This window comes from Caloranaerobacter longqiensis (assembly GCF_050286925.1).
In the GTDB taxonomy this organism is placed as follows: Bacteria; Bacillota; Clostridia; order Tissierellales; family Thermohalobacteraceae; genus Caloranaerobacter.
Genome location: NZ_JBFWFX010000001.1, coordinates 319,583 through 333,649 on the forward strand (window position 1 = coordinate 319,583; position 14,067 = coordinate 333,649).

The window sequence follows — 14,067 nt, forward strand, 5'->3', positions numbered from 1 at the left end:
ACATTTTCAATAGATTGGGAGGGTTATATATGGAGGAGAAAAAAATACTTAAGATTTTGAAAGAGTGTGATGCATTATTAGAAGGACATTTCTTGTTATCATCAGGTAAACATAGCGATAAATATGTTCAATGTGCTAAAGTTTTAAGATATCCGGACTTTGCCGAAAAGGTTTTGAAGGTAGTAGTAGATAAGGTGAAAGATCTTAAGATAGATAAAGTTGTAGGACCTGCAATGGGTGGAGTAATAGTTTCATATGAAATGGGCAGACAGTTAGGTAAAGAAGCGATTTTTACAGAAAGAAAAGATGGTGTAATGCAGCTTAGAAGAGGTTTTAAGATAAATAAAGGGGATAAAATATTGATAACAGAAGACGTTGTAACTACTGGTAAATCTAGTTTAGAGGTAAAAGATATAATTGAGAAATTTGGTGGAGAGGTTATTGGGATAGCTTGTGTAGTAGACAGGAGAGGGGATAATGTGGATTTAGGATTACCTGTATTTAGTGCAATAAAGTTAGACATAAAAACTTATGATAAAGAAGACTGCCCTCTTTGCAAAAAAGGATTGCCTATTGAAAAACCAGGAAGCAGAGAAAATGTAACATTATAAGTTTAAATTCATATCATAATAATATACCCTATAAAAAGAGGGTGATTATTATGATAATGCTTATAACCACTATAATAGTATATGTATTTTTCGTTTATGGAGTAGTTATGTTTATAAAGAATTTATATGTTGATTATGTTTGTAAATATGTGGATAAAAGAGATACAACTATTAAGGTACTTGTGGAAAATGAAGATGAAGTAGGATACTTATTAGATACTTTAAAGGATGAATTTGAAAATATTATATTTGTACTAAAAGAAGAAAACGATAAAATAATAAAAGCAATAGAAGTAATTTCAAAAGATTATAAAGACCATAATTTAGATTATGAAATACTGGTTAATATTGAGGATAAAAAAGAAGTTATAAATTGATTTATGAAGGGAAATATCTATGAAAATAACGCTCATGCGGAAGAATTTAGAAAAAACTAGAGGTTCAAATTTTTAGAAAATCCTAACGCTTCCAATGAGTCGTCCTGACTCTGGAAGCTGGATTAGCATCCATGCTAATCCCACGAATTTTCTAAAAAATTTTCACCTAGTTTTTTTAACTAAATTCTTCAAGCATTTGCTTTTATTTTCATAGATTTTCAAAAAAACTAAATTTATTAGAAATTTGAGAAAGTCTTTAGCGACTTTCTCTTTTTCTTTTTTATCGGGCTATGAAAGACAAATAGTGAATGAGGGACTTATTCAATTCACTTAATGAAAATGAATTAGTTATAAATTTTAAAATAAGCAGTATCAAGATACTATATACTTGCCGGTAATAAAGAAGGGGCGCCCCTCTAATTTGGAGGGAGCTTATGTATAGTGAAATAAATAAATTGCTTGATGCTGCTAAAAATGGGAATATGACAGCGAAAGAAAAACTGCTATTTAAACTAAAGCCGATAATATTATCTTCTATTAAAAGGTATTTCAACAAGACAGACTTGTATAAGGATTTAATTCAAGAGGGCTACGAAATAATCTTAAGAGCTTTAAGAGATTACGATAAGGATAAAGGGGTTCATTTTTTAGGGTATGTAAAGGCAATGCTGAAGTTCCATTATTTAAATAATAGTAGGAAGAATAGAGAACATATTTCATTAAATCAGACGATAAACTTAAAAGATGACAGATTAGAGCTTATGGACTGCATTGCTGATGAAAACTTATTACAAGACGAAATAGTTATAAAAAATGAAGAAGTGTTAGACTTGGTAAGGGCTTTAGATGAGCTTACCGAAAGACAAAAAGAGATAGTTTTTATGTATTATATTCAAAATATTTCCTTAAAGGAGATAAGTAAGAGACTAAATATAAGCTATAGAACTGCTGTAAATATCAAAACCTCTGCGATAAAAAGATTAATGGCGTATTTGTTGTAGATTTCAAAAAATATTGGCTAACAGTTATTGGCTTTGGCTGTTAGCCTATTTCTTTTACGAATACATAAATACCGATTGCTAGGAATGGTAAAAGTTTTAAAAGAGGATTAACATCAGCTTGAAATAGTCCAAAAGCAGAATAAATTAAAACTAAAGCTGAAAAAGAAATTAACAGAATAAACCTTTCTATATTACCTATTTTATTCATTATTTATACCTCCTTTCTCTATTTTTATCATTTAATTCCTGTATTTGTCAACTAAAAATTATTAAAAAATGTATAGTAAATCTTTAGCCTTTTTTCTATATAAGGGGTAGAAGGGAGGTGAAAAGATGGCAGTAAATGCAGTAACTAAAGATTCAAAAATTAAACTTAATTTAGATGGTGGAGTAGATCAAAAAGGAAAGCAGATAGTAAAATCTAAAACTTATTCTAAAGTTAAGACTGTAGCAACAAATGAAGATGTCTATTCAGTAGCAAAAACTTTGGCTAATTTACAGAAGATGCCGGTAGTATCAATAAGGAGAATTGACGAAATCGAATTAGTAGAAAATATCTAGGCTATTTAATTTATTCTAACAAGAAGGAGGTGGGATGATGGCAAGGAGCAAATTAGAGATGATTTTTAAAAATCAGTTAGACAAAAAGACAACTATTTCTATCGATAATCCAAGAGACGATTTAACAGAGGAGCAAGTATCTGCTGCAATGAATGAGATAATACTTAAAAATGTATTTAGTTCTTCAGGTGGAGACCTTGTTGCTATAGCTGGTGCTAGAATAGTTACTACAGATGTTCAAGAGTTAAATGTAGTTTAGATAATGAAAAGCTGACACAGGGGGACAGTCCCTCTGTGTTTTTCTTTAATTTTACATTTTCAATTTTAAATTTTACATTAAAAGCGACGAAGTCGCATTTCAAGGGGGTGTAATATGGAAGACTTGTATGCTCAAATTGCTAATCTTGGTTTTCCTATAGCAGTTTCCATATATCTATTGGTTAGAATAGAGGGGAAATTAGATAGATTAACCGAGAGTATAAATGAGCTTGCAAAAGCCATAATCTTAATCAAATGATACAAAAGGACGGTTCTTTTGTTTCTTTTGGATACATTAGAACCGTTCTTTGTGTCACAGGTTTTTTATATAATTTAAGTATAGACTCTTAAAATTTCATAATTTAATAAACAGGGTTTAATGTATTAAAAAAAATAAAAGGTAACCAAAAATATCAATGTAAAGATTGTAAAAGACAATTTGTTCCAAATAAATGATATTACTATCACTCATAAATATATTTATCCTACTAATCAAAATTAGTATAAGTATGTTTATATGAGTGTTTGTAAATAAACATTGATATTATAAAATGAATAATTCCTATAATAGATGGGATAAAAAATATTATTAAGTTTAGTTTTTGAAAATGTTTATAAAATAAAGTATATATACTTAATACTGAAACCAGATATATCACACAACCAAACATCCATGCAATTTTTATTTTGTTTATTTTATTTAAGATAATATATATTATTTGAAATAAGATACTAAAAAACAATATAAAATATGAAGGCAAAAAAAGTAAAAATGTAGTTACATCTGTAAATAAGGGAAACATATTATCTTGGTAAATAGGATAGAATTGTATAATACCTACTAAAGCTAAAATTATTGATATACTTAAAAAAATTAAATACATAATACTCCTCCCTTATCATTATTAAAAACACTGTTTTTGTATAATTATAAGGGAATGATTATAATCATTCCCTTTTTATTTTTCGAAGAATAGTACGCTTCCTTATAATCTAAAGATGGATAGTCCCCAGGATAAGCTCCACCATAACAATTATTATGTAGATCCATTATATTTGCAGCTGTAAAAATAGCTTTAAAGAAATCATAATTATCTTCACAAGCTTGAACAGTCATATATTTTAATTTAGGAATATATGCTGCTGTGTCAGCAAAAGCTTCTTGAGCAGCTGAAGAATCAGAATATCCCTTATCTTTATAATCATTGTAAGTATTTGTATAATAGTTTTCTAACGGTTGTAAAAGTACTATACCACATTCATGGTTAATAGTAGCAGTTCTAGTTTTAATCTTATCTAATTTAGAATCTGATGTGCACATGATTCCAAACAAAGTGACGAAAAGAGTCACATAACATTTCATCATCAGGGAACTCTGCCATTGCAGCCTCCCTTGCAGCATTGGCATGAGTTACACCTATTCTATAAATTTCTGTTTCTGTTAATCCTTCATCAATATCAAGTATAGACTCTACAAAATTACCTTTTCGTAAATCATTTAAGTATTTTTCATAATAATCTGTGCTTTGTGCAGTAAAAGATGAATTACTTAAAGTATTATTATAATTTACCATTTATTATAGAACTAATATCTAATGCTTTTTGAATATCTTGTGGCTTTATGGAAGAAAAATTTGATTTTCTTCTGTATTCTTTTTCCATATCAGAAAATATTTTTTCTACTTCATCTTTACTCATAGGTTTAGTGTTTTTTACAGTCTCGTATGAAATATTTTTAACTTTTTCAAATTCATTAATTCTATGGGATATTTTTTTTGGATTCTGTAAATGATGGTAATATACTAGTAAAAATTAAAGTGAAAGTTAAAAATAAACAGAATATTTTTTTTATTTTTATTCCTCTTCGTATAATCGTATTATTATTAGATTGATAGTATATAATACTAACTAAACTTCAAAATTTACCTCCTTAAACAAGATTTGTAGTGTCAAAAGTTTAGAACAAAATTGACATTCAAATCTTGAAATTTACACCGATTTAATATAAGACTTAAATAAGTAGCCTATTAACTCTACTGAACATGCTTGCCTGTATTTATTTGAGTTAGTAGGCTTTTTTTATCTGGCGCTCTTGGATATACCATACTCTCACCTCCTGTATCTAAATAAATATAATTAACTAAACTTTTACCCTCTCAATCCCCCATGATCTTCATCAGCTAATTCTCCTATAGTTAGTATTTCCATATTCTTCTCTTCGTTCATTTTTTGTTTATATTATTTGTTTTTTATTTAATTCCATCATAAATCATCTTCTATTATTTATCAATAATGTTTTTATAACCCTTACAAACTATTATTTACTATTTTAACCTTTAGGAATTAAATTTGAAATATTTTTCTATTTGAAAGGGGATATAAAGGGACGGCAGAGTGTGTGAAAAACCACTAACAAAGAAGATATAATTAATCAAAATTAAATGGTATAATAGAGTAAAAAAAGATGATGTTATGAGGTATATAACAGGGAAAGATAGAAATCAATTTAATTTGATACCAATCTGCTTTGATGAAATAATAGCAGAAGATAATCCAGTAAGAGTCATAGATGCCTATGTAGATAAATTTAGATATGAAAGAGCTAGGTTTTATAAGAGCTATACCAGCCAAAACGGGTAGACCAGGATATAACCCAAAGGATTTGCTTAAATTGTATATATATATATGGATATATGAATAGAATTAGATCATCTAGAAGACTTGAAAGTGAAGCTTCAAGGAACTTAGAAGTAATATGGTTAATAAATAATCTAAAACCAGATTTTAAGACAATAGCTGATTTTAGGAAAGATAATAAAGAAGCAATAAAAAAGGTTTTTAAGCATTTTACAATGCTTTGTAGAGAATGGGATTTATTTGGGAAAGAACTAGTTGCGATAGACGGCTCAAAATTCAAAGCTCAAAACTCAAAGCGAAAGAATTACAATAAAAAGAAAATAGATAGAAATTTAAAATATATAGAAGAAAAAATAAATGAATATATAAAAGCATTAGAAGAGAATGATGAAAGAGAAACTTGTGACAGAAAACCTACTAAAGAAGAAATACAAAAAAGAATAGAAGAATTAAAGACTAGAAAATCAATATATGAAGAATATAAAGAAAGACTGGGAAATGAAGATATAAGTGAAATTTCACCAACTGACCCTGATGCTAGATTAATGTCAAATAATAATAAAATTGAAGTTTGTTATAACGTTCAAACAGCAGTAGATTCAAAACATAAAATAATCATAGATTAATGTTATAAACAATCCTACAGATCAGGGGCAGTTATATAATATGTCTAATAAAGCAAAGAAAATACTAGAAGTAGAGGAACTTGAAGTATTAGCGGATAAAGGTTACTATAAAGGTACAGATTTGAAAAAGTGTAAGAAAAATGGTATTACTCCTTATGTTGCGAAGCAAGTCATATCAAATGGTACAGGTGAACGTGATTATTACCAGATAAATTTATTTATGATAAAGAAAAAGACATTATAATTTGCCCTCAAGGACAAATTCTAGAATGTAAAAGATATAGGAAAATCCAAGGAGAAAAATATAAAGTATATAGTAATTTTGAAGCATGTAAAAAATGTGTTTTTAAAGACAAATGTACGAAAGCTAAAAAGGGTAGAGAAGTAATAAGGTGGGTACATCAAGATTTACTTGATGAGATAGATAAACAAACTAAAGAAAACAAAGAAAAATATAAACAGAGACAGATGATAGTAGAGCACCCCTTTGGGACTATTAAAAGGGGTTTAGATTCTTAGTATCTTTTAACAAGAGGAATAAAATCTGTAAGTACAGAAATATCTCTGTCCTTTTTTACTTATAATTTCAAAAGAGTAATAAATATACTGGGAGTAAATAAGATAATAGCCAAACTAGCAGCCATATAGTACAAAAATATAGCTGCTAGTTCAAATAATATATGCTTATTAAATTTAATAACTGAATTTTTGTAAATTTAATTTTATTATAAAGAATTATACGCTTGTTTTCACACAGTCTGACGGTTCTGGTGTTTTCTTTTGGACACACTAGAACTGTCCCTCTGTATCAATTATATTTAGGATTTTTGGTTTTTGAAAAGTTTCGAAATTTCTCCTAAAGCAAAATATAATGCAATTGCTATTAAAGTAATAAGCCCCATTTGATAGACTGCTCTTGAAATACATAATTCATATCTAACTACATTAAGTCCCATTGGTTTTTTATCTACAAGTTCCCATATAGGTACATATCTTAAGTCAAAAATATTATTTTGTCCCCAAACTGTACGAACCGGAACATGATAAACTCCTACTTTGTATATTACTATTACATAAATTATTAACAATATTCTTTTAAGAATATTTACAATTTTATTTAACATATTCATAATTTTATCAAACATAATCATACCCCTTTTATAAAAACATAAAGAAATAGTTTAAATTTTAAGGTGCTTCAGTTTTATTATTCTTTTTTAGCATAGTATCACCAGTAGGTGTTTTACTCTTCAACTCATAGTGATAATCATAATCAAAAGCTGTTCCTTGTTCATTTACTAAAGCTCCAATATAATAAGTGTATTTATATTTTTTATACAAGTCATAATATTGAATATATTTTTCTGTTATTTCTAATTTAACTTTCCATTCAGTTACATATTCACCACTTTTAGATTTATACCATTCTCCGTCTCCTGATATTGAAACATTTACTATTTTATAATCTATTTCTGTATCTATTCCTGCAGCTACTTTTCGCTTTGCTTCAGCAGCATTTTTAGCTATAACCCTTTTAGTCATATGATAGGTTTCTGTTATCAACTTACTCGAATAGTTTCTTTTTGCAAGTTCCCATTTTGTTTCTGTATGTGTTCTATATGTATTTATCCAATATATATGTGACATAGGTTTTACTTTTTCGTAACTTTGAGCAGAAGCAGAATTATTGATTGATACAAAAGTTAATACTAATATTAATAACATTAATAAAATCCGAAATTTATTAAATAATTTATTCATTAAGCTTCCTCCTTTAATATTTTAGATATCTTTAATTAATTGAAAAAATTTTTAAATTATTGAATATGATATTTGAATATTGAAATTCACGTATATTGCATCAAGTAGCCTATTAACTCTACCCAATATGCTTGGCAGCATTTATTTGAGTTAATAGGCTTTTTGGATTTGGTGCTCTTGGGTATACCATAATCTCACCTCCTGTATCTAAATAAATATAATTATTACTAAACTTTTTACCCTCTCAATCCTCCATTGTCTTCATCAGCTAATTTTCTTATAGTTAGTATTTCCATATTCTTCTCTTCGTTCTTAACTTCATTACAAACCATATTCTATTATTTGTCGATAATGTCTTTATAGTCCTTATATACCACTATTTACTATTTAAACCTTTAAAAATTCAACTTGAAATATTTTTCTATTTGAAATGAGATACAGATTGATGGTTTTGTTGTATCCTTTTGTCTATTCTTTAATACGATAAGCTTTTTTCCTTTATTGATTTAAGTATCTATCTTAAAGATAAATAACCTTTTATTATCAATATCTAGCAAAGCATAAATGAAATTTGTAGGTGTATCCCAAGGAGATTTCATTTTAATACAATAGTAGTAGTAACCTTTATTGACGTTTGCAGGAATTGGGTTTTCGATTTTATCAATTAATAATCCTCTCCTACAAACTCCGTTCACTTTTTGTTTATATTATTTGTTTTTTATTTAATTCCATCATAAATCATCTTCTATTATTTGTCAATAATGTTTTCATAGTCCTTACAAACTATCATTTACTATTTCAACCTTTAGAAATTAAATTTGAAATATTTTTCTATTTGAAAGAAAATATTTTGTCTTGACACGAACATATGTTCGGTATATAATTTTGATATGAAAGGGGTGGGAAAAATGGATAACATTGAAAAATTGTTAAAAGATGAAATTATGGCTATAATGCCTATATATATTGATATGCACGGGAATTGTACTAAGATAATAACCTTGAAAGCACAAGAAAATTATATCTTTAAGAGTATAAAGACTGTGCTTAAAAATATAGCTAAATTCTATACCCTTGATTTGATGGCTTCAAGAGAATACTATGGTAAAATTATAGGAATTTCTAATACAGTTCCTATTCCATTCGACAGCGAAAATATTTTTATACCATTAAAAGTTAGAAAACCTATATTTAAAAATGACGGCTCATTTGGATATTTTAACTTAAAATTTATAGACGATATAAAAGAAGAAAAAACTGGAGTATATATAATACTTGAAGGAAATATTAAAGTGAGAATTAATCAAACTTTAAAGACTGCATATAAACATATAAGGCATGGCGAAATAGTAAAAAGAGTATATGATAGAAAAACATATGGTTTAGTTAAGGAAAGTAATCACGATTTTTATATCGAATACAATAAACCAGCGACTAAAGGAGATATAGTTTTTCTGATGAATCAATTGATGGATATTTTAAGAAAGTTAGCAGATTATAAGAGACAAGGAACGAAAGAAATTTAAAATTTAAAATGGAAAATGTAAAATTAACTTAGCTATTCGTCATTCGTTTTTTGCTTTTCGTATGATGGAAAACAAAATATGAATGACGAATATCGAAAATCGAATAGCGAGACACTATACACCAATAATATACAAATGATATAATAAAAACAAAATCTTCAATTAAATAAATTAATTTCGGAGGGCAAAGTTTTGATTACTCTACAGGGAACTATTGAAGAGATAATTTATAAAAATGAATCAAATGGATATACTGTTGCCATATTAGAAACTGAAGATGATGTAGTAACTATAGTAGGCTATATGCCTGTAATAAATCTTGGTGAAACTATCAGGGTTCAAGGAAACTGGGTGTATCATTCTAATTATGGACAGCAGTTTAAAGTGGATACTTATCAAGCAGTAGTTCCTGCTTCATTAAACGGAATAGAAAAGTATCTTTCATCTGGTCTAATACCTGGAATTGGACCTAAAATTGCGAAAAAAATTGTTGAAAAATTCGGATTTAATTCTATAGATATACTTCAATATAATCCAGATAGATTGCTAGAAATTGAGGGAATTGGTAAGAAAAAGGCTCAAAAAATTGCAGAGGCTTTTGCAGAGCAAAGAGAGATTAGAGACATTATGATTTTTCTACAGGAATATGGGATAAGTCCTACATATGGAGTTAGAATATATAAAAAGTATGGAAACGAAACAATATCAAAAATAAAAGAAAACCCATACAGATTATCAGAGGATATTTTTGGTATAGGATTTAAAATGGCAGATAAGATTGCAAGGAGTATGGGTGTAGATTTAAGGTCTAATTATAGAGTGTTTGCAGGTATAAAATTTACTTTGATGGAGTTCTCTTCTGAAGGGCATACATATGTACCAAAAGAGGAACTTGTAGATAAAACGCAGAGTTTGTTAGAGGTTGAAAGGGAACTTGTAGAGGATGGAATTACTGCTCTTGCACTTAAGCAGGAGATTCAGCTTGAAAATGTTGATAATGAAATTAGAGTTTACTATATGCCTTTTTATTATGCTGAGGCTAATGTAAGCAAGAAAATTATAGAACTAGCTTTGACAGAATTAAAGGAGCTTAATATAGATGTAGAAGAAGAAATTAATAAATTAGAACAGGAAAGTTCTATAAAATTTGCTAAGAATCAGAAAGAAGCCATAAGACAAGCAATTTTTAATGGCGTTTTAGTTATAACGGGAGGTCCTGGTACTGGGAAAACGACTACAATAAATAGCATAATAAAATTGTTTGAGAATCAAGGATTGTCTGTAGTATTAGCAGCTCCAACTGGCAGAGCTGCGAAGAGAATGAGTGAAGCTACTTTAAGGGAAGCAAAAACTATACATAGACTATTAGAGTACAGTTTTGTAGATGATGAAATAGGAATGGCATTTGCACGAGATGAGGGTACTCCAATAGATTCAGATGTAGTAATTATAGATGAAGTTTCTATGGTAGACATACTTTTAATGAATAATTTACTTAAGGCAATAATGCCAGGTACTAGATTGATATTGGTAGGGGATGTTGACCAATTACCATCAGTTGGACCTGGCAATGTATTAAGAGATATAATAGATAGTAAGGTTGTAAAAGTGGTTAAATTAAATGAGATATTTAGACAGGCCCAAGAAAGTATGATTATAGTAAATGCCCACAGAATAAATAAAGGAGAAATGCCTTTTTTAAACGTAAAGGATAAAGATTTCTTTTTTATTAATAAGGATTCTAACAAAGAAGTAGTTGATACTATAATAGAGCTTTGCAAAGAGAGGTTGCCTAAGTTCTATGGTTATGATCCTGTAAAAGATATTCAAGTTTTAACACCTATGAAAAAAGGAGATACTGGGGTAAATGCTTTAAATGAAAGACTTCAAGAAATTTTGAACCCTAGGCATAAACTTAAGAATGAAAAAAAAGTAGGAGAAAGTGTTTTTAGAGTTGGGGACAAGGTCATGCAAATAAAAAATAACTATAGAATGAAGTGGGAAATTATAAAAGATGATGGTACAAATGAAGAAGGTGAAGGAGTATTCAATGGTGATTTTGGGTATGTATATGATATAGATGAAGAAGAAAGCGAAATGACTGTTTTATTTGATGATAATAAAAAGGTAGTTTATAGTTTTAGTCAGTTAGATGAATTAAAATTAGCATATGCGATAACAATTCATAAAAGTCAGGGAAGTGAGTTTCCAGTAGTTGTAATGCCTATATGTTGGGGGCCGCCAATGCTTCTGACAAGAAATCTATTATATACTGCAATTACTAGGGCAAAAGAGTTAGTTGTACTTGTAGGTAATAAGAGGTTTCTATATATGATGATAAATAATAATAGGATTACAAAAAGATATTCAGGGCTTAATAAAAGATTGCATAAAGTTTTAGAATTTATACAAAAAGGGTAAATCCAACTCATTTATGAGGAGAAAATTCTAATGAGTAAATTTGAAAGCCTTTTTAATGCATTTTTAGAGCTTATCTATCCTGAAAAAGGCATATGTTTTATTTGTGAAAAACATGATGAAACTGTTGATGAAGGACATATATGTAAAAAATGTTTTGATGAACTTATTTTTGTAAAAGGCAATATATGCGCTATTTGTGATAAGCCATTAGAACTTGGATATTTGCCAGATAGATGCCCTGACTGTATTAAGTTTAAACGTTATTTTGAGAAGGTAATATCACCATTAGAATATACAGGACTTGTAAAGGAAGTTATATACAAATATAAATATGGCAGGAAAGCATATATGTATAAAGCTTTAGGACCAATTTTAGTACAAGCCTTTAAAGAAAGTGATATAAAAGATATAGATATTATTGTACCAGTTCCACTTCACAAATCTAAAATAGCGTATAGAGGATTTAATCAATCTGAACTTTTATGTCGATATATATCTAAAACATTGAAGATACCGTTAGATACAAAAAATTTCAAGAGAATAAAAAAGACAGAAATACAAAATAAACTTGATAAAATAGAGAGAATTAGAAATGTAAAGGGTGCATTTAAGGTTGTAAATAATCATGCTTTTAAAAGCAAAAATATACTTTTAGTTGATGACATTTATACTACAGGTGCTACAGCTTCAGTAGTTAATACCATTGCTGCTACTGATGCAGCATTTTGAAGAGCTGATCTTGTAACTTTAGTTGGGTCTACTATACCAGCTTCGATCATATTTACATATCTTTCATTTAATGCGTCAAATCCTATACCTTTTTCGCTTGATTTAACTTTTTCAACTATAACTGAACCTTCTAAACCAGCGTTTGCTGCGATTTGTCTTACTGGTTCTTCTAAAGCTCTTCTTATTATATTTATACCTGTCTTAACATCTCCTGTTTCAGTTTCAAGTACTTTTTCAACTGCAGGAATTACATTGATTAATGCAGTTCCACCACCAGGAACTATACCTTCTTCAACTGCTGCTCTTGTTGCAGCTAAAGCATCTTCTATTCTTAATTTCTTCTCTTTTAATTCAGTTTCAGTAGCTGCACCAACTTGGATAACAGCAACTCCACCTGATAATTTAGCTAATCTTTCTTGTAATTTTTCTCTATCAAAATCTGAAGTTGTTTCTTCAATTTGAAGCTTAATTTGCTTAATTCTATCTTTAATAGCCTCTTCTGAACCTGCTCCACCTACAATTGTAGTATTTTCTTTATCAACTTTTACTCTGCTAGCTCTACCTAACATTTCAATTGTAACTTCTTTTAAGTTATATCCTAATTCTTCTGAAATAACTTCTCCACCTGTTAAGATAGCAATATCTCTTAACATTTCTTTTCTTCTATCACCAAATCCTGGAGCTTTAACAGCTACACAAGTGAATGTACCTCTTAATTTGTTAACAACTAATGTAGCTAAAGCTTCTCCTTCTACATCTTCTGCTATTATTAATAACTGTTTTCCTTGTTGTACTATTTGCTCTAAAATTGGTAATAAATCTTGTACATTTGATATCTTTTTATCTGTAATTAAGATATATGGATCATCTAATACAGCTTCCATTTTTTCTGCATCAGTTACCATGTATGGTGATAAATATCCTCTATCAAATTGCATACCTTCAACTACTTCTAATGTAGTTCCCATTGATTTTGATTCTTCAACTGTAATAACACCGTCTTTACCTACTTTTTCCATAGCTTCAGCGATTAAGTTTCCGATTTCTTCGTCAGCTGCTGAAATTGAAGCAACTTGAGCTATAGCTTCTTTGCTTTCAACAGGTTTTGATAAAGCTTTAAGTTCTTCTACTGCAGCATCTACTGCTTTTTGGATACCTTTCTTAATTAACATTGGGTTAGCACCAGCAGCTACATTTTTTAATCCTTCTCTTATAATTGCTTGAGCTAATAATGTAGCTGTTGTAGTACCGTCTCCAGCAACATCGTTAGTTTTTGTAGCAACTTCTTTTACTAATTGAGCTCCCATGTTTTCATATGGGTCTTTTAACTCAATTTCACGAGCTATTGTAACACCATCATTTGTGATAAGTGGTGAACCAAATTTTTTATCTAAAACAACGTTTCTTCCTTTTGGTCCTAAAGTCACTTTAACAGTATCAGCTAATTTGTTTATACCTCTTTCCATTGCACGACGAGCTTCTTCGCCAAATTTTATTTCCTTAGCCATCTTAAATTACCTCCTTTTTATATATTTAAACTAAACATCATATCTCTAAAA

At 28.8% G+C, this 14,067-nt stretch carries 22 protein-coding genes; 14 read left to right on the forward strand and 8 right to left on the reverse strand.

Annotation, left to right across the window (positions count from 1 at the left end; all coding sequences use genetic code 11):
• Positions 1–29 precede the first annotated feature (29 nt).
• The 3 genes from pyrE to AB4Y15_RS01625 all read left to right on the forward strand — a co-directional run bounded on the left by pyrE (position 30) and on the right by AB4Y15_RS01625 (position 1,989).
• The gene (gene pyrE / locus AB4Y15_RS01615; protein ID WP_427338015.1) at positions 30–611 is read left to right on the forward strand and encodes an orotate phosphoribosyltransferase; all 582 of its coding nucleotides are present in this window, start codon (positions 30–32) and stop codon (positions 609–611) included.
• Between the two features lie 50 nt (positions 612–661).
• The gene (locus AB4Y15_RS01620; protein ID WP_427338016.1) at positions 662–988 is read left to right on the forward strand and encodes a hypothetical protein; all 327 of its coding nucleotides are present in this window, start codon (positions 662–664) and stop codon (positions 986–988) included.
• Between the two features lie 434 nt (positions 989–1,422).
• On the forward strand, positions 1,423–1,989 hold the full coding sequence (locus AB4Y15_RS01625; protein WP_427338017.1) for an RNA polymerase sigma factor: 567 nt from the start codon (positions 1,423–1,425) through the stop codon (positions 1,987–1,989).
• Between the two features lie 40 nt (positions 1,990–2,029).
• On the opposite strand, the gene AB4Y15_RS01630 is transcribed toward AB4Y15_RS01625, so the two are convergent.
• Positions 2,030–2,197 (reverse strand): hypothetical protein, encoded by a 168-nt coding sequence (locus AB4Y15_RS01630; RefSeq protein WP_427338018.1) that lies wholly within the window; start codon positions 2,195–2,197, stop codon positions 2,030–2,032.
• A 125-nt stretch (positions 2,198–2,322) separates the two neighbouring features.
• Between AB4Y15_RS01630 and AB4Y15_RS01635 the strand changes: the two genes are divergently transcribed.
• The 4 genes from AB4Y15_RS01635 to AB4Y15_RS01650 all read left to right on the forward strand — a co-directional run bounded on the left by AB4Y15_RS01635 (position 2,323) and on the right by AB4Y15_RS01650 (position 3,264).
• The gene (locus AB4Y15_RS01635; protein WP_427338019.1) at positions 2,323–2,550 is read left to right on the forward strand and encodes a DUF1659 domain-containing protein; all 228 of its coding nucleotides are present in this window, start codon (positions 2,323–2,325) and stop codon (positions 2,548–2,550) included.
• Positions 2,551–2,587: 37 nt separating this feature from the next.
• Positions 2,588–2,809, forward strand: coding sequence for a DUF2922 domain-containing protein (locus tag AB4Y15_RS01640; RefSeq protein WP_427338020.1), 222 nt, complete (start codon positions 2,588–2,590; stop codon positions 2,807–2,809).
• A 114-nt stretch (positions 2,810–2,923) separates the two neighbouring features.
• Positions 2,924–3,067: a YvrJ family protein gene (locus AB4Y15_RS01645; RefSeq protein ID WP_427338021.1), complete on the forward strand. Its 144-nt coding sequence runs from the start codon at positions 2,924–2,926 to the stop codon at positions 3,065–3,067.
• Between the two features lie 134 nt (positions 3,068–3,201).
• Entirely contained in the window at positions 3,202–3,264 is a 63-nt protein-coding gene (locus tag AB4Y15_RS01650) for an IS1/IS1595 family N-terminal zinc-binding domain-containing protein (protein ID WP_427338148.1), read from the forward strand.
• Between the two features lie 472 nt (positions 3,265–3,736).
• On the opposite strand, the gene AB4Y15_RS01655 is transcribed toward AB4Y15_RS01650, so the two are convergent.
• Genes AB4Y15_RS01655 through AB4Y15_RS01665 form a run of 3 tightly spaced genes read right to left on the reverse strand, consistent with a single transcriptional unit; the run spans position 3,737 to position 4,506 of the window.
• On the reverse strand, positions 3,737–4,141 hold the full coding sequence (locus AB4Y15_RS01655) for a hypothetical protein (RefSeq protein WP_427338022.1): 405 nt from the start codon (positions 4,139–4,141) through the stop codon (positions 3,737–3,739).
• Positions 4,110–4,382 carry a hypothetical protein gene (locus tag AB4Y15_RS01660; RefSeq protein WP_427338023.1) on the reverse strand — a complete coding sequence of 91 codons (273 nt, stop codon included), beginning with the start codon at positions 4,380–4,382 and terminating at the stop codon, positions 4,110–4,112. Before AB4Y15_RS01660 ends, AB4Y15_RS01655 begins: the two co-directional genes overlap by 32 nt.
• Positions 4,369–4,506, reverse strand: coding sequence for a hypothetical protein (locus tag AB4Y15_RS01665; protein WP_427338024.1), 138 nt, complete (start codon positions 4,504–4,506; stop codon positions 4,369–4,371). The genes AB4Y15_RS01660 and AB4Y15_RS01665 overlap by 14 nt, the downstream gene beginning before the upstream one ends.
• 774 nt (positions 4,507–5,280) lie before the next feature.
• Here AB4Y15_RS01665 and AB4Y15_RS01670 point away from each other — a divergent pair.
• Genes AB4Y15_RS01670 through AB4Y15_RS01685 form a run of 4 tightly spaced genes read left to right on the forward strand, consistent with a single transcriptional unit; the run spans position 5,281 to position 6,590 of the window.
• Positions 5,281–5,448, forward strand: coding sequence for a hypothetical protein (locus tag AB4Y15_RS01670; protein WP_427338025.1), 168 nt, complete (start codon positions 5,281–5,283; stop codon positions 5,446–5,448).
• Positions 5,449–5,489: 41 nt separating this feature from the next.
• Complete coding sequence (locus AB4Y15_RS01675) at positions 5,490–6,071, forward strand: transposase (RefSeq protein WP_427338150.1); 582 nt, start codon at positions 5,490–5,492, stop codon at positions 6,069–6,071.
• A 40-nt stretch (positions 6,072–6,111) separates the two neighbouring features.
• Positions 6,112–6,315: a hypothetical protein gene (locus AB4Y15_RS01680; protein ID WP_427338026.1), complete on the forward strand. Its 204-nt coding sequence runs from the start codon at positions 6,112–6,114 to the stop codon at positions 6,313–6,315.
• Positions 6,315–6,590, forward strand: a complete 276-nt coding sequence (locus tag AB4Y15_RS01685; RefSeq protein WP_427338152.1) for a transposase — start codon at positions 6,315–6,317, stop codon at positions 6,588–6,590. The genes AB4Y15_RS01680 and AB4Y15_RS01685 overlap by 1 nt, the downstream gene beginning before the upstream one ends.
• Before the next feature lie 299 nt (positions 6,591–6,889).
• Here AB4Y15_RS01685 and AB4Y15_RS01690 read toward each other — a convergent pair whose 3' ends face one another.
• The 3 genes from AB4Y15_RS01690 to AB4Y15_RS01700 all read right to left on the reverse strand — a co-directional run bounded on the left by AB4Y15_RS01690 (position 6,890) and on the right by AB4Y15_RS01700 (position 8,527).
• On the reverse strand, positions 6,890–7,216 hold the full coding sequence (locus AB4Y15_RS01690) for a hypothetical protein (RefSeq protein ID WP_427338027.1): 327 nt from the start codon (positions 7,214–7,216) through the stop codon (positions 6,890–6,892).
• A gap of 43 nt (positions 7,217–7,259) precedes the next feature.
• Complete coding sequence (locus AB4Y15_RS01695) at positions 7,260–7,832, reverse strand: hypothetical protein (RefSeq protein ID WP_427338028.1); 573 nt, start codon at positions 7,830–7,832, stop codon at positions 7,260–7,262.
• A gap of 506 nt (positions 7,833–8,338) precedes the next feature.
• The gene (locus AB4Y15_RS01700) at positions 8,339–8,527 is read right to left on the reverse strand and encodes a hypothetical protein (protein ID WP_427338030.1); all 189 of its coding nucleotides are present in this window, start codon (positions 8,525–8,527) and stop codon (positions 8,339–8,341) included.
• A gap of 213 nt (positions 8,528–8,740) precedes the next feature.
• Between AB4Y15_RS01700 and AB4Y15_RS01705 the strand changes: the two genes are divergently transcribed.
• The 3 genes from AB4Y15_RS01705 to AB4Y15_RS01715 all read left to right on the forward strand — a co-directional run bounded on the left by AB4Y15_RS01705 (position 8,741) and on the right by AB4Y15_RS01715 (position 12,508).
• Positions 8,741–9,358 (forward strand): hypothetical protein, encoded by a 618-nt coding sequence (locus tag AB4Y15_RS01705; protein WP_427338032.1) that lies wholly within the window; start codon positions 8,741–8,743, stop codon positions 9,356–9,358.
• A gap of 192 nt (positions 9,359–9,550) precedes the next feature.
• On the forward strand, positions 9,551–11,779 hold the full coding sequence (gene recD2, locus AB4Y15_RS01710) for an SF1B family DNA helicase RecD2 (protein ID WP_427338033.1): 2,229 nt from the start codon (positions 9,551–9,553) through the stop codon (positions 11,777–11,779).
• A gap of 30 nt (positions 11,780–11,809) precedes the next feature.
• Positions 11,810–12,508, forward strand: a complete 699-nt coding sequence (locus tag AB4Y15_RS01715; protein WP_427338034.1) for a ComF family protein — start codon at positions 11,810–11,812, stop codon at positions 12,506–12,508.
• Here the strand turns inward: AB4Y15_RS01715 and groL are convergent.
• Positions 12,445–14,016 (reverse strand): chaperonin GroEL, encoded by a 1,572-nt coding sequence (groL, locus tag AB4Y15_RS01720; protein ID WP_427338035.1) that lies wholly within the window; start codon positions 14,014–14,016, stop codon positions 12,445–12,447. The two genes, AB4Y15_RS01715 and groL, sit on opposite strands and share 64 nt — an antisense overlap.
• Positions 14,017–14,067 lie beyond the last annotated feature (51 nt).

Coding starts and splice junctions, on each gene's coding strand:
- pyrE (WP_427338015.1), top strand. CDS start 30: ATGGAGGAGAAAAAAATACTTAAGATTTTGAAAGAGTGTGATGCATTA.
- AB4Y15_RS01620 (WP_427338016.1), top strand. CDS start 662: ATGATAATGCTTATAACCACTATAATAGTATATGTATTTTTCGTTTAT.
- AB4Y15_RS01625 (WP_427338017.1), top strand. CDS start 1,423: ATGTATAGTGAAATAAATAAATTGCTTGATGCTGCTAAAAATGGGAAT.
- AB4Y15_RS01630 (WP_427338018.1), bottom strand. CDS start 2,197: ATGAATAAAATAGGTAATATAGAAAGGTTTATTCTGTTAATTTCTTTT.
- AB4Y15_RS01635 (WP_427338019.1), top strand. CDS start 2,323: ATGGCAGTAAATGCAGTAACTAAAGATTCAAAAATTAAACTTAATTTA.
- AB4Y15_RS01640 (WP_427338020.1), top strand. CDS start 2,588: ATGGCAAGGAGCAAATTAGAGATGATTTTTAAAAATCAGTTAGACAAA.
- AB4Y15_RS01645 (WP_427338021.1), top strand. CDS start 2,924: ATGGAAGACTTGTATGCTCAAATTGCTAATCTTGGTTTTCCTATAGCA.
- AB4Y15_RS01660 (WP_427338023.1), bottom strand. CDS start 4,382: ATGGTAAATTATAATAATACTTTAAGTAATTCATCTTTTACTGCACAA.
- AB4Y15_RS01665 (WP_427338024.1), bottom strand. CDS start 4,506: ATGAGTAAAGATGAAGTAGAAAAAATATTTTCTGATATGGAAAAAGAA.
- AB4Y15_RS01670 (WP_427338025.1), top strand. CDS start 5,281: ATGAGGTATATAACAGGGAAAGATAGAAATCAATTTAATTTGATACCA.
- AB4Y15_RS01680 (WP_427338026.1), top strand. CDS start 6,112: ATGTCTAATAAAGCAAAGAAAATACTAGAAGTAGAGGAACTTGAAGTA.
- AB4Y15_RS01690 (WP_427338027.1), bottom strand. CDS start 7,216: ATGTTTGATAAAATTATGAATATGTTAAATAAAATTGTAAATATTCTT.
- AB4Y15_RS01695 (WP_427338028.1), bottom strand. CDS start 7,832: ATGAATAAATTATTTAATAAATTTCGGATTTTATTAATGTTATTAATA.
- AB4Y15_RS01705 (WP_427338032.1), top strand. CDS start 8,741: ATGGATAACATTGAAAAATTGTTAAAAGATGAAATTATGGCTATAATG.
- AB4Y15_RS01715 (WP_427338034.1), top strand. CDS start 11,810: ATGAGTAAATTTGAAAGCCTTTTTAATGCATTTTTAGAGCTTATCTAT.
- groL (WP_427338035.1), bottom strand. CDS start 14,016: ATGGCTAAGGAAATAAAATTTGGCGAAGAAGCTCGTCGTGCAATGGAA.